The organism is Streptomyces sp. NPDC054813, assembly GCF_053611365.1.
In genome coordinates this window covers 434,452-448,933 of sequence record NZ_JBSHAF010000004.1, presented here as the reverse complement: position 1 = coordinate 448,933, position 14,482 = coordinate 434,452, and the positions used below count along the sequence as shown (strand labels likewise).

Genomic DNA, 14,482 nt, shown 5'->3' with positions numbered 1-14,482 from the left:
GAAGCTTGATAGATAAGTGGGTTGACGATACTCTCGCAGTACGACGACGCAGCAGTGAGGGAGAGAGTGATGAGCCAGGAATTCAAGAACCTCGACATGACGATGATGTTCGCCATCCACGACGCCCTGCGACGCGAACTGGAGCGGATCGCCCGGATCGCCGCGCGGGTCGACGAGGACCCCCGGCACGTGCTGAGCACCGCGGTCGGCTGGGAGCTGTTCAAGAAGTTCCTGACCGTCCACCACACCTCCGAGGACGACATGGTCTGGCCGGTCATGGAGGCGGCCCTGATCGGCAAGGACGCCGAACTGGCCCTGCTCGCCGACATGGAGGCCGAGCACGGGGTCATCGACCCGCTGCTCGCCGACATCGACGCGGCCCTCGCCGACCGTGACTCGGGCCTGGAGCGCCTGACCGGCCTGACCGACACCCTCTACACCCGGCTCGGCGGCCACCTCGACCACGAGGAGCGGGACGCCCTGGCGCTGATGGACATCACGCTCTCCCAGGAGCAGTGGCAGGCCTTCAGTGCCGAGCAGCGCACCCGGATCGGCGACGACTCCTCCCGTTACCTGCCCTGGCTGCTCGACGACATCGGCGCCGTCAAGGTCGCGAACATCATCGGCAAGATGCCCGAACCGCTCCGCAACGCCTACGAGAACGACTGGCGCCAGGCCTACGAGGACCTCGACATCTGGACCCCCAAGGCCGCCTCCACCACCCGCTGACCGGATCCCGAGGGTTCCGCTCGACACCCCCCCAACCCTGAGACAGACACGGAGACATCCCATGTCGCTGCAAGACCGCACTCAGGCCGTCCCCAAGGCCGCGGCTCCGCCGCAGCAGGACGGCAAGCTCGGACTCGCGTTACTCGTGATCGCCACGGCCCAGCTCATGCTCGTCCTCGACAACACGATCGTCGCCGTCGCCCTGCCGAGCATGCAGAACGCCCTGGGGCTGAGCGAGTCCAGCCTCGGCTGGATCGTCACCGCCTACGCGCTCGCCTTCGGCGGTCTGCTGCTGGCCGGCGGCCGCGCCGGTGACCTCTTCGGCCGCCGCCGGGTCTTCCGCACCGGGCTGATCCTGTTCACCGCCGCCTCGCTGCTCGGCGGCCTGGCCCAGAGCGGCGAACTCCTGATCGCGGCCCGGGTGATCCAGGGCGCGGGCGCCGCGATCGCCGCCCCCACCGCCCTGTCCCTGCTGGCCACCACCTTCCCGGCGGGCCCCGCCCGCAACAAGGCGCTCGGCGTCTACGGCGCGATGGGCGGCCTCGGCTCGGTCGTCGGCCTGCTGCTCGGCGGCGCGCTCACCGAGTACCTCAGCTGGCGCTGGGTGATGTTCGTGAACATCCCGATCGCCCTGGCCGTCCTGTTCGGCACCAGCGTCCTCGTCGAGGGCGAGCGTGAGCGCGGCAAGGTCGACGTGCCCGGCGCGCTCACCGCGACCCTCGGCTTCGGCTCGCTCGTCTACGCCATCAACCGCGCCGGCGACAAGGGCTTCGGCGACGGCGTCACCCTGGTCGGCCTCGGCATCGCACTCGTCCTGATCATCGCCTTCGTCGCCATCCAGCGCTCCAGCCGGGCGCCGATGATCCCGAGCGGTGTGCTGGCCGACAAGGGCCGGGTCGGCGCCAACCTGATCATGTTCCTGGTCGGCGCGGGCATGCTCGCCACCTTCTACTTCCTGACCCTCTACATGCAGATCGTCAAGGGCTACGCCCCGATGGTCACCGGCGTCGCCTACCTGCCCTTCGCCCTCGGCATGGGCATCGCGGCCGGCGGCCTCGGCCCGCAGCTGCTCGCCAAGATGCCCGAGCGCAACGTCGTCGCCCTCGGTCTGCTGATCGGCGTCGCGGGCATGGTCTGGTTCAGCTTCATCGAGCCCGGCCAGAACCCGTGGGCGGCCCTGCTGCCGGCCCAGCTGGTCGCCGGTCTCGGCCTCGGCATGGTCTTCGTGGCCGTCACCATCGTCAGTGTCCGCGGGGTCGCCCCGCAGGCCACCGGCGCGGCCTCCGGCCTGGTCAACACCGCCCAGCAGATCGGCGGCGCCATCGGCCTCGCGGCGCTGGCCGCGGCGGCCACCGCCATCACCGACCACGAGCTGCCGGGCAGCGTCCCGCACGCCCTGACCACCGGCTACTCGTACGGGTTCCTGTTCGGCGGCGGCCTGTACCTGCTGGCCCTGATCGTGGCCCTGATCACCCTGCCGGGCACGGCCCCTCAGCCCCACCAGGACGGCGAGCCCGCTCCCGCCGCCCTGTGACCCGGCCCCGGCGGTCCCGCCCTGTCCACCCGGGCGGGGCCGCCGGCACCCCCGTCCGACCTCTCCCCCCACGACTGCCAGGAGGCTGACATGACCGACCGGAGCGAAGTCCAGGGACAGCGGCGTTCCCTCGTCCTCTGGGAGCTGGCCGACCTGGTCACCCCCATGGCCGTGCGAGTGGCCGCCACCTACCGGGTCGCCGACCACATCGCCGCCGGGACGGCCACCGCCGTCGGCATCGCCCAGGCCGAGCGGCTGCACGCCGAGTCCCTCGACCGGGTGCTGCGCCACCTGGTCACCGCCGGCGTCCTCACCCGCACGCAGGACGGCGAGGCCTACGGGCTGACCGGACTGGGCGAGCAGCTGCGCTCCGACCACCCCGGCGCCCAGGTCCGGCTGATCGACACCGAGGGCGCGATCGGCCGCGGCGACCTCAGCCTGGTGGACCTGCCGTACACCGTCCGCACCGGCGAGCCCGCCTACCCGGTCCGCTACCAGATCGCCTTCTGGGACGACCTGGACACCGACCGCGCACTCGCCGAGTCCTTCGACGCGGTGATGGCCGACAACCTGTCCCGTGACGTCCCCTCGATCGCCGCCGCCTACGACTGGTCCGCGCGCGGCCATGTCTACGACCTCGGCGGCGGCAGCGGAGTACTGCTCGCCGGTCTCCTCGCCGCCCACCCGACGCTGCGCGGCACGGTCGTCGACCTGCCCGGCACGGTGGCCCGGGCCGAGGAGCGCTTCCGGGCCGCCGGCCTGGCCGACCGCGCCGACGTCGTCCCCGGCAGCTTCTTCGAGGAACTGCCCGCGGGTGGCGGCGCCTACGTGCTCTCCTCCGTCCTGCACAACTGGACCGACAAGGAGGCCCTGCAGATCCTGCGGCACTGCGCCGACGCCGTCGCCGAGGACGGGCGCGTGCTCGTCATCGAGGAGAGCGGCGACGGCACCGAGACCGGCATGGACCTGCGGATGATGGCCTACTTCGGCGGCGTCGAACGCTCCCTGGACGAGCTGGAGCAACTCGCCGCGCAGGCCGGTCTCGCGGTCGCCGGGGTGTACCGGGCGAGCGGCCAGGCGTCCGCCGTCCGCTCCTTGATCGAACTGGTGCGCGACGATCGAGCGCTCTGACCCAGCCGGGCCGCCCCGGGCGTTCCCGGGGCGGTGCAGCGGGCCGAACAGTGTGCGAGCCGGTGCATATACTCGGGAAGGAGGTGCTGTCTTGCGGCGTTCAGGCGATGCGGAGCGAGGTCCGGTGACCCGGACCGAGGAGACCGCGGAGATCCCCGGAGTCCTCCCGGATTCGCTCACCGGCTTCATCGGCTACCTCCTGCGCCGGGTCTACGCGCAGTTCGCCGCCAGCGGCGACGGCGGCGACAGCGACTCCCGCGACTTCCTGGTCCTCGACGCGCTCACCGGCCACGACTGGGAGTCCCAGCTCGACCTCGCGGAGCGGCTCGGCATCAACCGCACCATCATGGTCGGCGTCATCGACCGGCTGGAGGACCGCGACGAGGTACGCCGCACCCGCAACCCCGACAACCGGCGCCAGTACGTGCTCTCCCTGACCGACCGGGGACGGGAGGCCGTGGAGGCCAGGCGGCGGGCGGTCGCCGAGCGGGACGCCCGGCTCACCGCCGTACTGACCCCCGAGCAGACCGCCCGGCTCGACGAACTGCTCGCCCGGCTGCTGCCGGAGTCCGCGCAGCCGCTCGTGCAGGGCACCGAGTACCTGGTCGCGCAGGCCCATCACCGGCTGCGCAAGTACGGCGACGACAAGCTGGCCGGCACCGGGCTCAGGGTGCGCCACTACGGCCCGCTGTCCGCTCTCGACGTCCTCGGGCCCATCTCCCAGCAGCGGCTCGCCGAGCTGCTCGCCATCACCGGGCCCGCCGCCTCCCAACTGGTCGACGAACTCGTCAGGCTGGGGCTGGTGCGCCGCGGCCGCGATCCGCACGACCGGCGCCGGTACGCCCTGGAGGTGACCGAACTCGGCCGCGAGCAGCTCGCCGTGGTGGCCCGGGCCGTCGCGGAACTCGCCGGGGACGTCTCCGCCATGCTCGGCCCCGGCGGCGAGCAGGAACTGCGCGAGCTGCTGCTGAAACTCCTCGCCCCGACCCATTCCGGACCCGCATTCTCCGAGAACACCAAGTCATCTGTTTCCGCCAGGGGTTGACCCTCTGGCCAAAGGCTGTCACGCTTTATCCAGCGGCTGCCCCGCGCCTTTTTCCAGGCTCTTCTCTCCAGGCTCTTCGTAACGCTTCCAGGCTCTTCGAAGTGCCCTTCCGAATCTTTCCGGAAGGGCCACGAGGAGCCTTTTTTCATGCGGATTTCCCGCTCCACGCGGAATTCCCGTTGCGCACCGCCCCTCGACGAAGGAGACAGTCATGGTCGCGCAGAAGACCGACGGCTCGCCCGAACCGGCGCGCATACCCGAGGACATGACCTACGACGTCATCATCCTCGGCTCGGGCCTCGCCGGCTCCGTCACCGGCACCATCCTCGCCAAGCACGGCGCCAAGGTGCTGCTGGTCGACGCGGCCGCACACCCGCGCTTCGCCATCGGCGAGTCCATGACCCCGCAGCTCGTGGAATGGATCCACATCCTCTCCGAGCGCCACGACATCCCCGAGCTGAAGAGCCTGTCCAGTGTCCAGGCCTCCACCCGCGACATCGGTCCGACCTTCGGGACCAAGGCGCACTTCGGCTTCATGAAGCACGAGGTCGGAAAAGAGCCCGACCCGCGTGAGGCCACCCAGCTCGCCCTGCCGAAGATATTCCACCAGAACAGCCACATGTTCCGGCAGGACAGCGACGCCTTCATGTTCCACGTGGCGATCAAATACGGCTGCACCCCCCGGCAGAACTGGCGCGCCAACGAAGTCGATTTCGACGACGACGGCGTCACCGTCACCGGAAAGAGCGCTGCCCCGGGTGCCGGGCCCGAGCAGTACCGGGCCAGGTATCTGGTGGACGCCTCCGGCTTCCGCTCGCCGCTCGCCGACAAGTTCGACCTGCGCGACAAGCCCACCGCCCGCTTCAAGCACCACTCCCGCTCGATGTTCACGCACTACGTCGGCATCAAGCGGTTCGACGACGTCAGCGGCCACCCGCAGGACCTGCGGCCGCCGGCCGACTGGCACACCGGCACCATGCACCACCTCATCGAGCGCGGCTGGTTCTGGATCATCCCGTTCGACAACCACCCCGACTCCCGCAACCCGCTGTGCAGCATCGGCCTGACCATGGACGAGCGCACCTACCCCAAGCCCAAGGACCTCACCCCGGAGCAGGAGTTCCAGCTCTTCCTCGACAAGTACCCGGCGGTCAAGCGCCAGTTCGCCGGCGCCACCCGGGTCCGCGAGTGGATCTCCACCGACCGGCTGCAGTACTCCTCGAAGCAGACCATCGGCGACCGCTGGTGCCTGATGTCCCACGCGGCAGGCTTCCTCGACCCGCTGTTCTCCCGCGGCCTGTCCAACACCATGGAGGTCGTCGACGCCCTGACCTCCCGGCTGATCCCCGCCCTCAAGGACGGCGACTTCTCCGCCGAGCGCTTCGCCTACGTCGAGCAGGTCGAGCAGGGCCTGCTCCAGTACAACGACGACCTGGTCAACAGCTCCTTCATCGCCTTCTCCCACTTCCGGCTGTGGAACGCGGTCTTCCGGGTCTGGGGCTCCTTCATCACCCCCGGCACCATGCGGCTCACCCGGGCCCGCCTCAAGCACTTCAAGGACCGCGACGTCCGGCACTTCGACGAGCTGGAGCAGGTGCCTCACCCGGGCCTGTGGTGGCCGCAGAGCGACTCCTTCAAGATGATCCTGGAGGCCACCGCCGAGACCTGCGAGAAGTACGAGGCCGGCGCGCTCAGCGGCGACGAGGCCGCCGACATCGTCTTCGGGCTGCTCAAGGAGTCCCCGGTCGTCAACCCGGTCTTCGGCTGGAAGGACGAGGAGCAGCGGTTCATCTACCCGTCCGTGGCGACGATGGCCCGCTTCCTGTACTGGGCCTCGGTCCAGGCCCCGCCCGAGATGAACAGCGTCGGCCGCGAGTTCCTGCTCGGCATCGTCAAGGCCGGGGCGAAGGTCCGCAAGCTTCTCTGACCCGCGCGGCAGCCCCTCGACCCACACCCCAGAAAGGGATGCGCATGTCCGCAGCAGCGCGGTCGCTGACCCGCGCCCAGGAGACCCGGACCGTCGAGCAGACCCGGCCGGTCGAGCCGACGAGTCTGCGCCGCGTGTGCGGCCTGTTCACGACCGGCGTCACGGTCATCACCACCGGCCCCGACGGCGACGCGGACGGCACCACCGTCAACTCGTTCACCTCGGTCTCGCTGGAACCCCCGCTGGTGCTGTTCTGTCTGCACCAGCAGTCCCGGCTGCACACGCTCCTGGAGCAGAGCGGCGGATTCACCGTCAACTTCCTGTCCGGGCGCCAGCAGCCGCTGGCCCGGCACTTCGCCGGGCGCCGGTCCACCGCCTTCGAGGGCGTCCCGCACCACTTCACCGAGGACGGGCTGCCCGTGCTCAGCGAGGCCCTCGCCTATCTGACCTGCACCACGGTCGACATCCACACGGCCGGCGACCACGACATCGTCATCGGCGAGGTGGTGGACCTGGGCGTGCCCGAGCACGGCCAGGAGCCGCTGGTCTTCTTCGACGGCTCGCTCGGCCCGCTGCAGTCGGGCACGGACCGCTTCCACCACACCGAGCAGGCGTCCTGACATGCGCCGGGTGCTCATCGCCAACCGTGGCGAGATAGCCGTGCGTGTCGCCCGGGCCTGCCGGGACGCCGGGATCGCGAGCGTCGCCGTGTACGCGGACCCCGACCGGGACGCCCTGCACGTCCGGGTCGCCGACGCGGCCTACGCCCTGGGCGGTGACACTCCGGCCACCAGCTACCTGGACATCGACAAGGTCCTGCGGGCCGCCCGGGAGACCGGCGCGGACGCCGTCCACCCCGGCTACGGCTTCCTCTCCGAGAACGCCGAGTTCGCCCAGGCCGTCCTGGACGCGGGCCTGACCTGGATCGGTCCGCCGCCGCAGGCCATCCGCGATCTCGGCGACAAGGTGGCCGCCCGGCACATCGCCCAGCGGGCCGGCGCCCCCCTGGTCGCCGGCACGCCGGACCCGGTGGGCGGCGCCGACGAGGTCGTGGCCTTCGCGGAGGAACACGGGCTGCCGATCGCGATCAAGGCCGCGTTCGGCGGCGGCGGGCGCGGGCTGAAGGTCGCCCGGACGCTGGAGGAGGTGCCGGAGCTCTATGAGTCGGCGGTGCGGGAGGCGGTGGCCGCCTTCGGGCGCGGGGAGTGCTTCGTGGAGCGCTACCTGGACCGGCCGCGGCACGTGGAGACGCAGTGCCTCGCCGACCGGTACGGCCACGTGGTCGTCGTATCGACGCGTGACTGTTCGCTGCAGCGTCGGCACCAGAAGCTGGTGGAGGAGGCCCCGGCGCCGTTCCTGACGGCGGAGCAGACCGCCGAGCTGTACCGCGCCTCCAAGGCGATCCTGCGGGAGGCCGGGTATGTCGGCGCGGGGACCTGCGAGTTCCTGGTCGGCCAGGACGGCACGGTCTCCTTCCTGGAGGTCAACACCCGCCTCCAGGTCGAGCACCCGGTGACCGAGGAGGTCGCCGGCATCGACCTGGTCCGCGAGATGTTCCGGATCGCCGACGGCGCGGAACTCGGCTACGACGACCCCGAACTGCGCGGTCATTCGCTCGAGTTCCGGATCAACGGCGAGGACCCGGGCCGCGGGTTCCTGCCCGCCCCCGGCACGGTCACCCGCTTCGACCCGCCGACGGGTCCGGGCGTACGGCTGGACGCCGGCGTGGAGTCGGGCAGCGTGATCGGCCCGGCCTGGGACTCGCTGCTGGCCAAGCTGATCGTCACCGGCCGGACCCGCGAGGAGGCCCTTCAGCGGGCCGCCCGCGCCCTGGACGAGTTCCGGGTCGAGGGGATGGCCACGGCGATCCCCTTCCACCGGGCCGTGGTCAGGGACCCGGCGTTCGCCCCGCAGGACGGCCCGTTCACCGTCCACACCCGGTGGATCGAGACCGAGTTCGACAACCGGATCGAGCCCTTCACCGCGCCCGCCCCCGACACCGGGACGGCCGAGGACGGCCGCGAGACCGTCGTCGTCGAGGTCGGCGGACACCGCCTGGAGGTCTCGCTGCCGGCGGGGCTCGGACGGGTCCCGGACCGGATGCCGAGCCTGGCCGGGGCGGCCGCGCCCCGGACCCGCCGCCGCAGCGCGGGCGGCTCCGCGCCGGCCGCGTCCGGGGACACGCTCACCTCGCCGATGCAGGGCACCGTCGTCAAGGTCGCCGTCGCCGACGGGCAGACCGTCGAGAAGGGCGACCTGATCGTCGTCATCGAGGCCATGAAGATGGAGCAGCCGCTCACCGCGCACCGCTCCGGCACCGTGACCGGGATCGCCGCCGAGGTGGGTCAGGCCCTCGCCGCGGGTGCGGCCGTGTGCGACATCAAGGACTGAAGCAGCCGACGGATCGAGGACTGGTCGACGTGGCACACCTCACCTACACCGACGCCATGAACGGAGCGCTGGAGCGGCTGACTTCCGTGGGGTACGAGCACGGGCGCAGCTTCGTCAACCACGCCCCGATGGCCGCCGAGGCCCTGGCGCACATGGGATACGCCGACGAGGTGCCCGGCTGGGTGGAGGGGCATCTGCGCAGCCACACCTTCCACGACGTGCCCGAGCGGCGGTTCACCATCGACCCGGCGGACGAGGCCGACTGGCGGCAGGCGCTCGGCGACTTCGGCCGGGTCGCCGACTGGACGACCCTGTTCGAACGGGAACTGGCCGAGGGCCGGTGGACCGACGTCCTGGCCCGCTGGTGGCCCCGGCTGCTGCCCGGCATGTCCGGGGTGCTCACGCACGGGGTCATCCGCACCGCGCACGCGGTCCGTGCCGTGGTGACCGCGGGCCCCGACCACCGGATGCAACTGGCCGAACTCGCCCAGGGGCTGGGCTACTGGGCGGCCCGTTACTCGCAGGGCGGGGTCGTCGTCGAGGAGCACCCGGGCGAGGACGGTGGCGGTGATGTCGTAGGGGCCCTGGACGAGCTCGTCGCCGAGTTCTCCGGGATCTACGCCACGCTCTCCCTCGACCATCCGATTCCGCTGATCCACTCGGTCACCGGGCCCGCCGCCGTACGACTGGTGGTGGAGCACCTCCCCGAGGCGCAGCGGTGGCCGTCGTACCAGGTCGCGCGGGCTGTCAGCCGCACGATGCTCGACTGGTTCCACGCCGTGCCCCGGCCCTCGGCCCCGCTGCCGGACGCCCCCGACGTGGCCGGTCTCTTCGCCGAGGCCGTGCAGATCGGCGACGAGCACGCCATCAAACTCGCCGAAGTGGCCGTACGGCACGAGGCGTGGGCGCCCGATCCGCGGCACGCGGCGGCCGCACAGGTGGCGAACCGGGCCATCGGGCGCCTCCTGCACCGCTGACAGATCGTCTTCGACGGTCCCGCAGACCGGACCGTACGGACCGTTACCCGTTCCCGAGGAGTGTCATGGACGCACAAGTCATCGTCGTGGGCGCCGGGCCGGCCGGCATGATGCTCGCGGGCGAGCTACGGCTCGCGGGCGCCGACGTCATCGTTCTGGAGAAGCTGCCCGCGCGCACCGGAGAGTCGCGCGGCCTCGGCTTCACCGCCCGCACCATGGAGGTCTTCGACCAGCGCGGACTGCTGCCGCGCTTCGGGGACATCGAGGTCAGCAACGTGGGCCACTTCGGCGGCCTGCCGGTCGACTTCGGAGTCCTCGACGGTGCCCACCAGGCCGCCAAAACGATCCCTCAGTCGGTCACCGAGACCGTCCTGGAGGAGTGGGCCGGCCGGCTCGGCGCGGACATCCGGCGCCGGCACGAGGTGCTGTCCGTCAAGGAGAAGGAGGACAGCGTCGAGGTCGAGGTGCGCGGCCCCGAGGGCGTGCACCGGCTGCGCGCCGAGTACCTGGTGGGCTGCGACGGCGGCCGCTCCACCATCCGCAAGGCCGCCGGCTTCGACTTCCCGGGCACGCCGTCGACGCTGGAGATGTACCTCGCCGACGTGCGCGGTATCGAGCTGGAGCCCCGGATGATCGGGGAGACCCTGCCCGGCGGCATGGTCATGGTCGGCCCGCTGCCCGGCGGCATCACCCGCCTGATCATCTGTGAGCGCGGCACCCCGCCGCAGCGCCGGGACAAGCCGCCCACCTGGGCGGAGGCGGCGGCGGCCTGGCAGCGGCTGACCGGCGACGACATCTCGCACGCCGAGGCGGTGTGGATCTCGTCCTTCGGCGACGGCACGCGCCTTGTCACCGAGTACCGGCGCGGCCGGATCCTGCTCGCCGGGGACTCCGCGCACATCCATCTGCCGGCCGGCGGCCAGGGCATGAACACGAGCATCCAGGACGCCGTGAACCTGGGCTGGAAGCTGGGCGCGGTGGTGCGCGGCCGGGCGCCCGAGGCGCTGCTCGACACGTACCACGACGAGCGGCACCCGGTCGGGCAGCGGCTGATGATGAACACCCGGGCACAGGGCCTGCTGTTCCTGTCCGGACCCGAGGTACAGCCGCTGCGCGACGTGCTGAACGAGCTGATCCGCTATCCCGAGGTCAGCAAGCACCTGGCGGCGATGGTCTCCGGGCTTGAGATCCACTACGACCTCGACGGGGGCGCGGGCGCGCTGCTCGGCCGACGGCTGCCGAACGTGCCGCTCACTGGCCACAACAGGGTGGCCTCCAGCACGGAGGCGCTGCGCGCCGGGCGGGGCGTCCTGCTCGACCTCGCCGACAACGCGAGGCTGCGCGAGCGCGCCTGGGCCTGGCGGGACCGGGTGGACGTGGTGACGGCGACGGCGGACGTGCCGGCCGACAACCCGCTCGCGGGGACCACGGCCGTGCTGGTCCGGCCCGACGGTTATGTGGCCTGGGCGGCGCCGGGCAGTCACGCGGATCTGCCGATGGCTCTTGAGCGGTGGTTCGGGCCTGTGCGGTGAGTGTGCCGCGGAGTGCGCTGCCTCGTGCGCTGCTTCGTGCGCTGCCTCGTGCGCTGCCGAGAGTGCCACGTTGTGTCGTGTTGCGGCTGTCCCGCCGTTGTGGCTGGTCGCGCAGTTCCCCGCGCCCCTGAAGGGGCGCTTTTTGCTGGACCTCTTTGAGGAGAATCCCCATGCACAGCACCCTGATCGTCGCTCGTATGGAGCCGGCTCACAGTCAGGAAGTCGCGCGGTTGTTCAAGGAGTTCGACGAGACCGAGATGCCGCATCTCATGGGCACCCGGCGGCGTGAGCTGTTCGCCTATCGCGGGCTGTACTTCCACCTTCAGCACTTCGACACCGACAACGGCGGTGAGCTGATCGAGTCGGCCAAGACCGACCCGCGGTTCGTGCGGATCAGCGAGGACCTCAAGCCGTTCATCCAGGCGTACGACCCCGCCACCTGGCGGTCCCCCGCCGACGCGGTCGCCACGCGCTTCTACGACTGGGAGGGCCGGGCGTGAACGCCAGGCGAGTGGTCATCACCGGGGTCGGGGTCATCGCCCCCGGTGGTGTCGGCACGAAGAACTTCTGGAACCTGCTCAGCGAGGGCCGCACCGCGACCCGCGGCATCACCTTCTTCGACCCCTCCTCCTTCCGGTCCCGGGTCGCCGCCGAGGTCGACTTCGACCCGGAGGACCACGGGCTCGGCCCGCAGGAGATACGCCGGATGGACCGCGCGGCCCAGCTGGCCGTCGTCAGCGCCCGCGAGGCGCTCGCCGACAGCGGGCTCGACCTGTCCGGCGCCGACCCGCACCGGGTCGGGGTCACCATCGGCAGCGCGGTCGGCGCGACCATGGGCCTCGACCAGGAGTACCGGGTGGTCAGCGACGGCGGCCGGCTCGAACTGGTCGACCACACCTACGCCGTCCCGCACCTCTACAACTACCTGGTGCCCAGCTCCTTCGCCGCCGAGGTGGCCTGGTCGGTGGGCGCCGAGGGCGCGGCCACCGTCGTGTCCACCGGCTGCACCTCGGGTCTTGACTCCGTCGGACACGCCGTCGAGCTGATCCGGGAGGGCTCCGCCTGCGCCATGATCGCCGGCGCCACCGACGCCCCGATCTCCCCGATCACCCTGGCCTGCTTCGACGCCATCAAGGCCACCACCCCGCGCAACGACGACCCCGAGCACGCCTCCCGCCCCTTCGACGGCACCCGCAACGGGTTCGTGCTGGGTGAGGGGTCGGCCGTCTTCGTCCTCGAGGAGCTGGAGGCGGCGCGGAGCCGGGGGGCGCACATCTACGCCGAGATCGCCGGGTACGCCTCGCGCTGCAACGCCTTCCACATGACCGGACTGCGCCCGGACGGCGCCGAGATGGCCGAGGCGATCTCGGTCGCGCTGGACGAGGCCCGGCTCAACCCGGAGGCCATCGACTACATCAACGCGCACGGCTCCGGCACCAAGCAGAACGACCGGCACGAGACCGCCGCGTTCAAGAAGAGCCTCGGCGACCACGCGTACCGGACCCCGGTGTCCTCCATCAAGTCGATGGTCGGGCACTCGCTCGGCGCGATCGGCTCCATCGAGATCGCCGCGTCCGTCCTCGCCATGGAGCACAACGTCGTGCCCCCGACGGCGAACCTGCACACCCCCGACCCCGAGTGCGACCTGGACTACGTGCCGCTCACCGCCCGCGAGCACCGCACCGACGCGGTGCTCACCGTGGGCAGCGGGTTCGGCGGCTTCCAGAGCGCGATGGTGCTCGCCCGACCGGAGAGGAACACGGCAGCATGAGCACGCGCACGGTTGTCACCGGGCTCGGCATCGCCGCGCCCAACGGCCTCGGTACCGCCGACTACTGGGCGGCGGCCCGCGCCGGCAAGAGCGGGATCGCCCGGGTCACCCGGTTCGACCCGTCCGGGTACCCGGCGAAACTGGCCGGGGAGGTCCCCGGGTTCACCGCCGCCGACCATCTGCCGAACCGGCTGCTCGCCCAGACCGACCACATGACCCGCCTCGCGCTCGTCGCGACGGACTGGGCGCTGGCCGACGCGGACGTCAGCCCGGCCGACTTGCCCGCGTACGACATGGGCGTGGTCACCGCCAGCTCGTCGGGCGGTTTCGAGTTCGGCCAGGGCGAACTGCAGAAGCTGTGGAGCCAGGGCAGTCAGTTCGTCTCGGCATACCAGTCGTTCGCCTGGTTCTACGCCGTCAACAGCGGCCAGATCTCCATCCGCAACGGGATGAAGGGGCCGAGCGGGGTCGTCGTGTCGGACCAGGCGGGCGGGCTCGAGGCGCTGGCCCATGCGCGCCGGCAGATCCGGAAGGGGACGCAGCTCATCGTCTCCGGGGCGATCGACGCGTCCATCTGCCCGTGGGGATGGGTGGCGCAGCTGGCCAGCGACCGGCTGTCCACGTCGGAGGAGCCCGAGCGGTCGTACCTGCCGTTCGATGCGGCCGCGGCCGGGCATGTGGCCGGCGAGGGCGGGGCGATCCTGATCCTGGAGGCCGAGGAGACGGCCGCGCGGCGGGACGCCCGGGTGTACGGGGAGATCGCGGGATACGGCGCGACGTTCGATCCGGCGCCGGGGAGCGAGCGGCCGCCTGGTCTGCGCAAGGCGATCGAACTGGCCCTCGCGGACGCGGGCGTCGACGCGGCCGACGTGGACGTCGTGTTCGCCGACGCGGCGGCCGTGCCGGAGCTGGACCGGGTGGAGGCGGACGCGCTCAGCGACGTGTTCGGGCCGCACGGGGTGCCGGTGACGGCGCCGAAGACGATGACCGGGCGGCTGTACTCGGGGGCGGCGCCGCTGGACGTGGCGACGGCGCTGCTCGCCATCAGGGACGGGGTCGTGCCGGCGACGGTGCATGTCTCGCCGGAGGCGGGTTATGACCTCGACCTGGTGGTGGGGGAGCCGCGGCTGACCGAGGTACGGACGGCGCTGGTGCTGGCGCGGGGCTACGCCGGGTTCAACTCGGCGATGGTCGTGCGGGCGTAGTCCGCCCACGAGGCCGTGCGTCGGGGGCGCCTGCGGGCCCGTCGTGGTTGCTCGCGCCCACGCGGCGGCAGCCGCACATCGAAGACAGCCCCGCGCCCCTTACGGGGCGCTTCGCCCGCCCCCCGGACACACCCGCCCTTCCGGCCCACCACTCTCTCCCACGCCGGGCCGGAAGGGCGGGTGTTCCCGTCCGTGGAACCGATTCGTGGAACCGATTCGTAGAACCGAAAGGAAGATCAC

Annotated in this window: 12 protein-coding genes; all 12 read left to right on the top strand. The window is 71.6% G+C overall.

Going from position 1 to position 14,482, the window contains the following annotated elements:
- The first annotated feature begins 69 nt into the window (after nucleotides 1-69).
- The 12 genes from ACWGJB_RS10500 to ACWGJB_RS10445 all read left to right on the top strand — a co-directional run bounded on the left by ACWGJB_RS10500 (nucleotide 70) and on the right by ACWGJB_RS10445 (nucleotide 14,242).
- The gene (locus ACWGJB_RS10500) at nucleotides 70-729 is read left to right on the top strand and encodes a hemerythrin domain-containing protein (RefSeq protein ID WP_453379777.1); all 660 of its coding nucleotides are present in this window, start codon (nucleotides 70-72) and stop codon (nucleotides 727-729) included.
- A 61-nt stretch (nucleotides 730-790) separates the two neighbouring features.
- Complete coding sequence (locus ACWGJB_RS10495) at nucleotides 791-2,263, top strand: MFS transporter (protein WP_453379776.1); 1,473 nt, start codon at nucleotides 791-793, stop codon at nucleotides 2,261-2,263.
- 90 nt (nucleotides 2,264-2,353) lie between these two features.
- Nucleotides 2,354-3,394, top strand: a complete 1,041-nt coding sequence (locus ACWGJB_RS10490; protein ID WP_453379775.1) for a methyltransferase — start codon at nucleotides 2,354-2,356, stop codon at nucleotides 3,392-3,394.
- 124 nt (nucleotides 3,395-3,518) lie between these two features.
- Complete coding sequence (locus ACWGJB_RS10485; RefSeq protein ID WP_453379774.1) at nucleotides 3,519-4,439, top strand: MarR family winged helix-turn-helix transcriptional regulator; 921 nt, start codon at nucleotides 3,519-3,521, stop codon at nucleotides 4,437-4,439.
- A 211-nt stretch (nucleotides 4,440-4,650) separates the two neighbouring features.
- Nucleotides 4,651-6,366, top strand: coding sequence for an NAD(P)/FAD-dependent oxidoreductase (locus ACWGJB_RS10480; protein WP_453379773.1), 1,716 nt, complete (start codon nucleotides 4,651-4,653; stop codon nucleotides 6,364-6,366).
- Between the two features lie 44 nt (nucleotides 6,367-6,410).
- On the top strand, nucleotides 6,411-6,986 hold the full coding sequence (locus ACWGJB_RS10475; RefSeq protein ID WP_453379772.1) for a flavin reductase family protein: 576 nt from the start codon (nucleotides 6,411-6,413) through the stop codon (nucleotides 6,984-6,986).
- Nucleotide 6,987: 1 nt separating this feature from the next.
- The gene (locus tag ACWGJB_RS10470; RefSeq protein WP_453379771.1) at nucleotides 6,988-8,757 is read left to right on the top strand and encodes an acetyl/propionyl/methylcrotonyl-CoA carboxylase subunit alpha; all 1,770 of its coding nucleotides are present in this window, start codon (nucleotides 6,988-6,990) and stop codon (nucleotides 8,755-8,757) included.
- A gap of 29 nt (nucleotides 8,758-8,786) precedes the next feature.
- The gene (locus ACWGJB_RS10465; protein WP_453379770.1) at nucleotides 8,787-9,734 is read left to right on the top strand and encodes a hypothetical protein; all 948 of its coding nucleotides are present in this window, start codon (nucleotides 8,787-8,789) and stop codon (nucleotides 9,732-9,734) included.
- A gap of 65 nt (nucleotides 9,735-9,799) precedes the next feature.
- Entirely contained in the window at nucleotides 9,800-11,266 is a 1,467-nt protein-coding gene (locus tag ACWGJB_RS10460; protein WP_453379769.1) for an FAD-dependent monooxygenase, read from the top strand.
- 170 nt (nucleotides 11,267-11,436) lie between these two features.
- Nucleotides 11,437-11,766, top strand: coding sequence for a TcmI family type II polyketide cyclase (locus ACWGJB_RS10455; protein WP_217549284.1), 330 nt, complete (start codon nucleotides 11,437-11,439; stop codon nucleotides 11,764-11,766).
- Nucleotides 11,763-13,037 carry a beta-ketoacyl-[acyl-carrier-protein] synthase family protein gene (locus tag ACWGJB_RS10450; protein WP_453379768.1) on the top strand — a complete coding sequence of 425 codons (1,275 nt, stop codon included), beginning with the start codon at nucleotides 11,763-11,765 and terminating at the stop codon, nucleotides 13,035-13,037. The genes ACWGJB_RS10455 and ACWGJB_RS10450 overlap by 4 nt, the downstream gene beginning before the upstream one ends.
- Nucleotides 13,034-14,242 carry a ketosynthase chain-length factor gene (locus ACWGJB_RS10445; protein WP_453379767.1) on the top strand — a complete coding sequence of 403 codons (1,209 nt, stop codon included), beginning with the start codon at nucleotides 13,034-13,036 and terminating at the stop codon, nucleotides 14,240-14,242. Before ACWGJB_RS10450 ends, ACWGJB_RS10445 begins: the two co-directional genes overlap by 4 nt.
- Nucleotides 14,243-14,482: the final 240 nt, after the last annotated feature.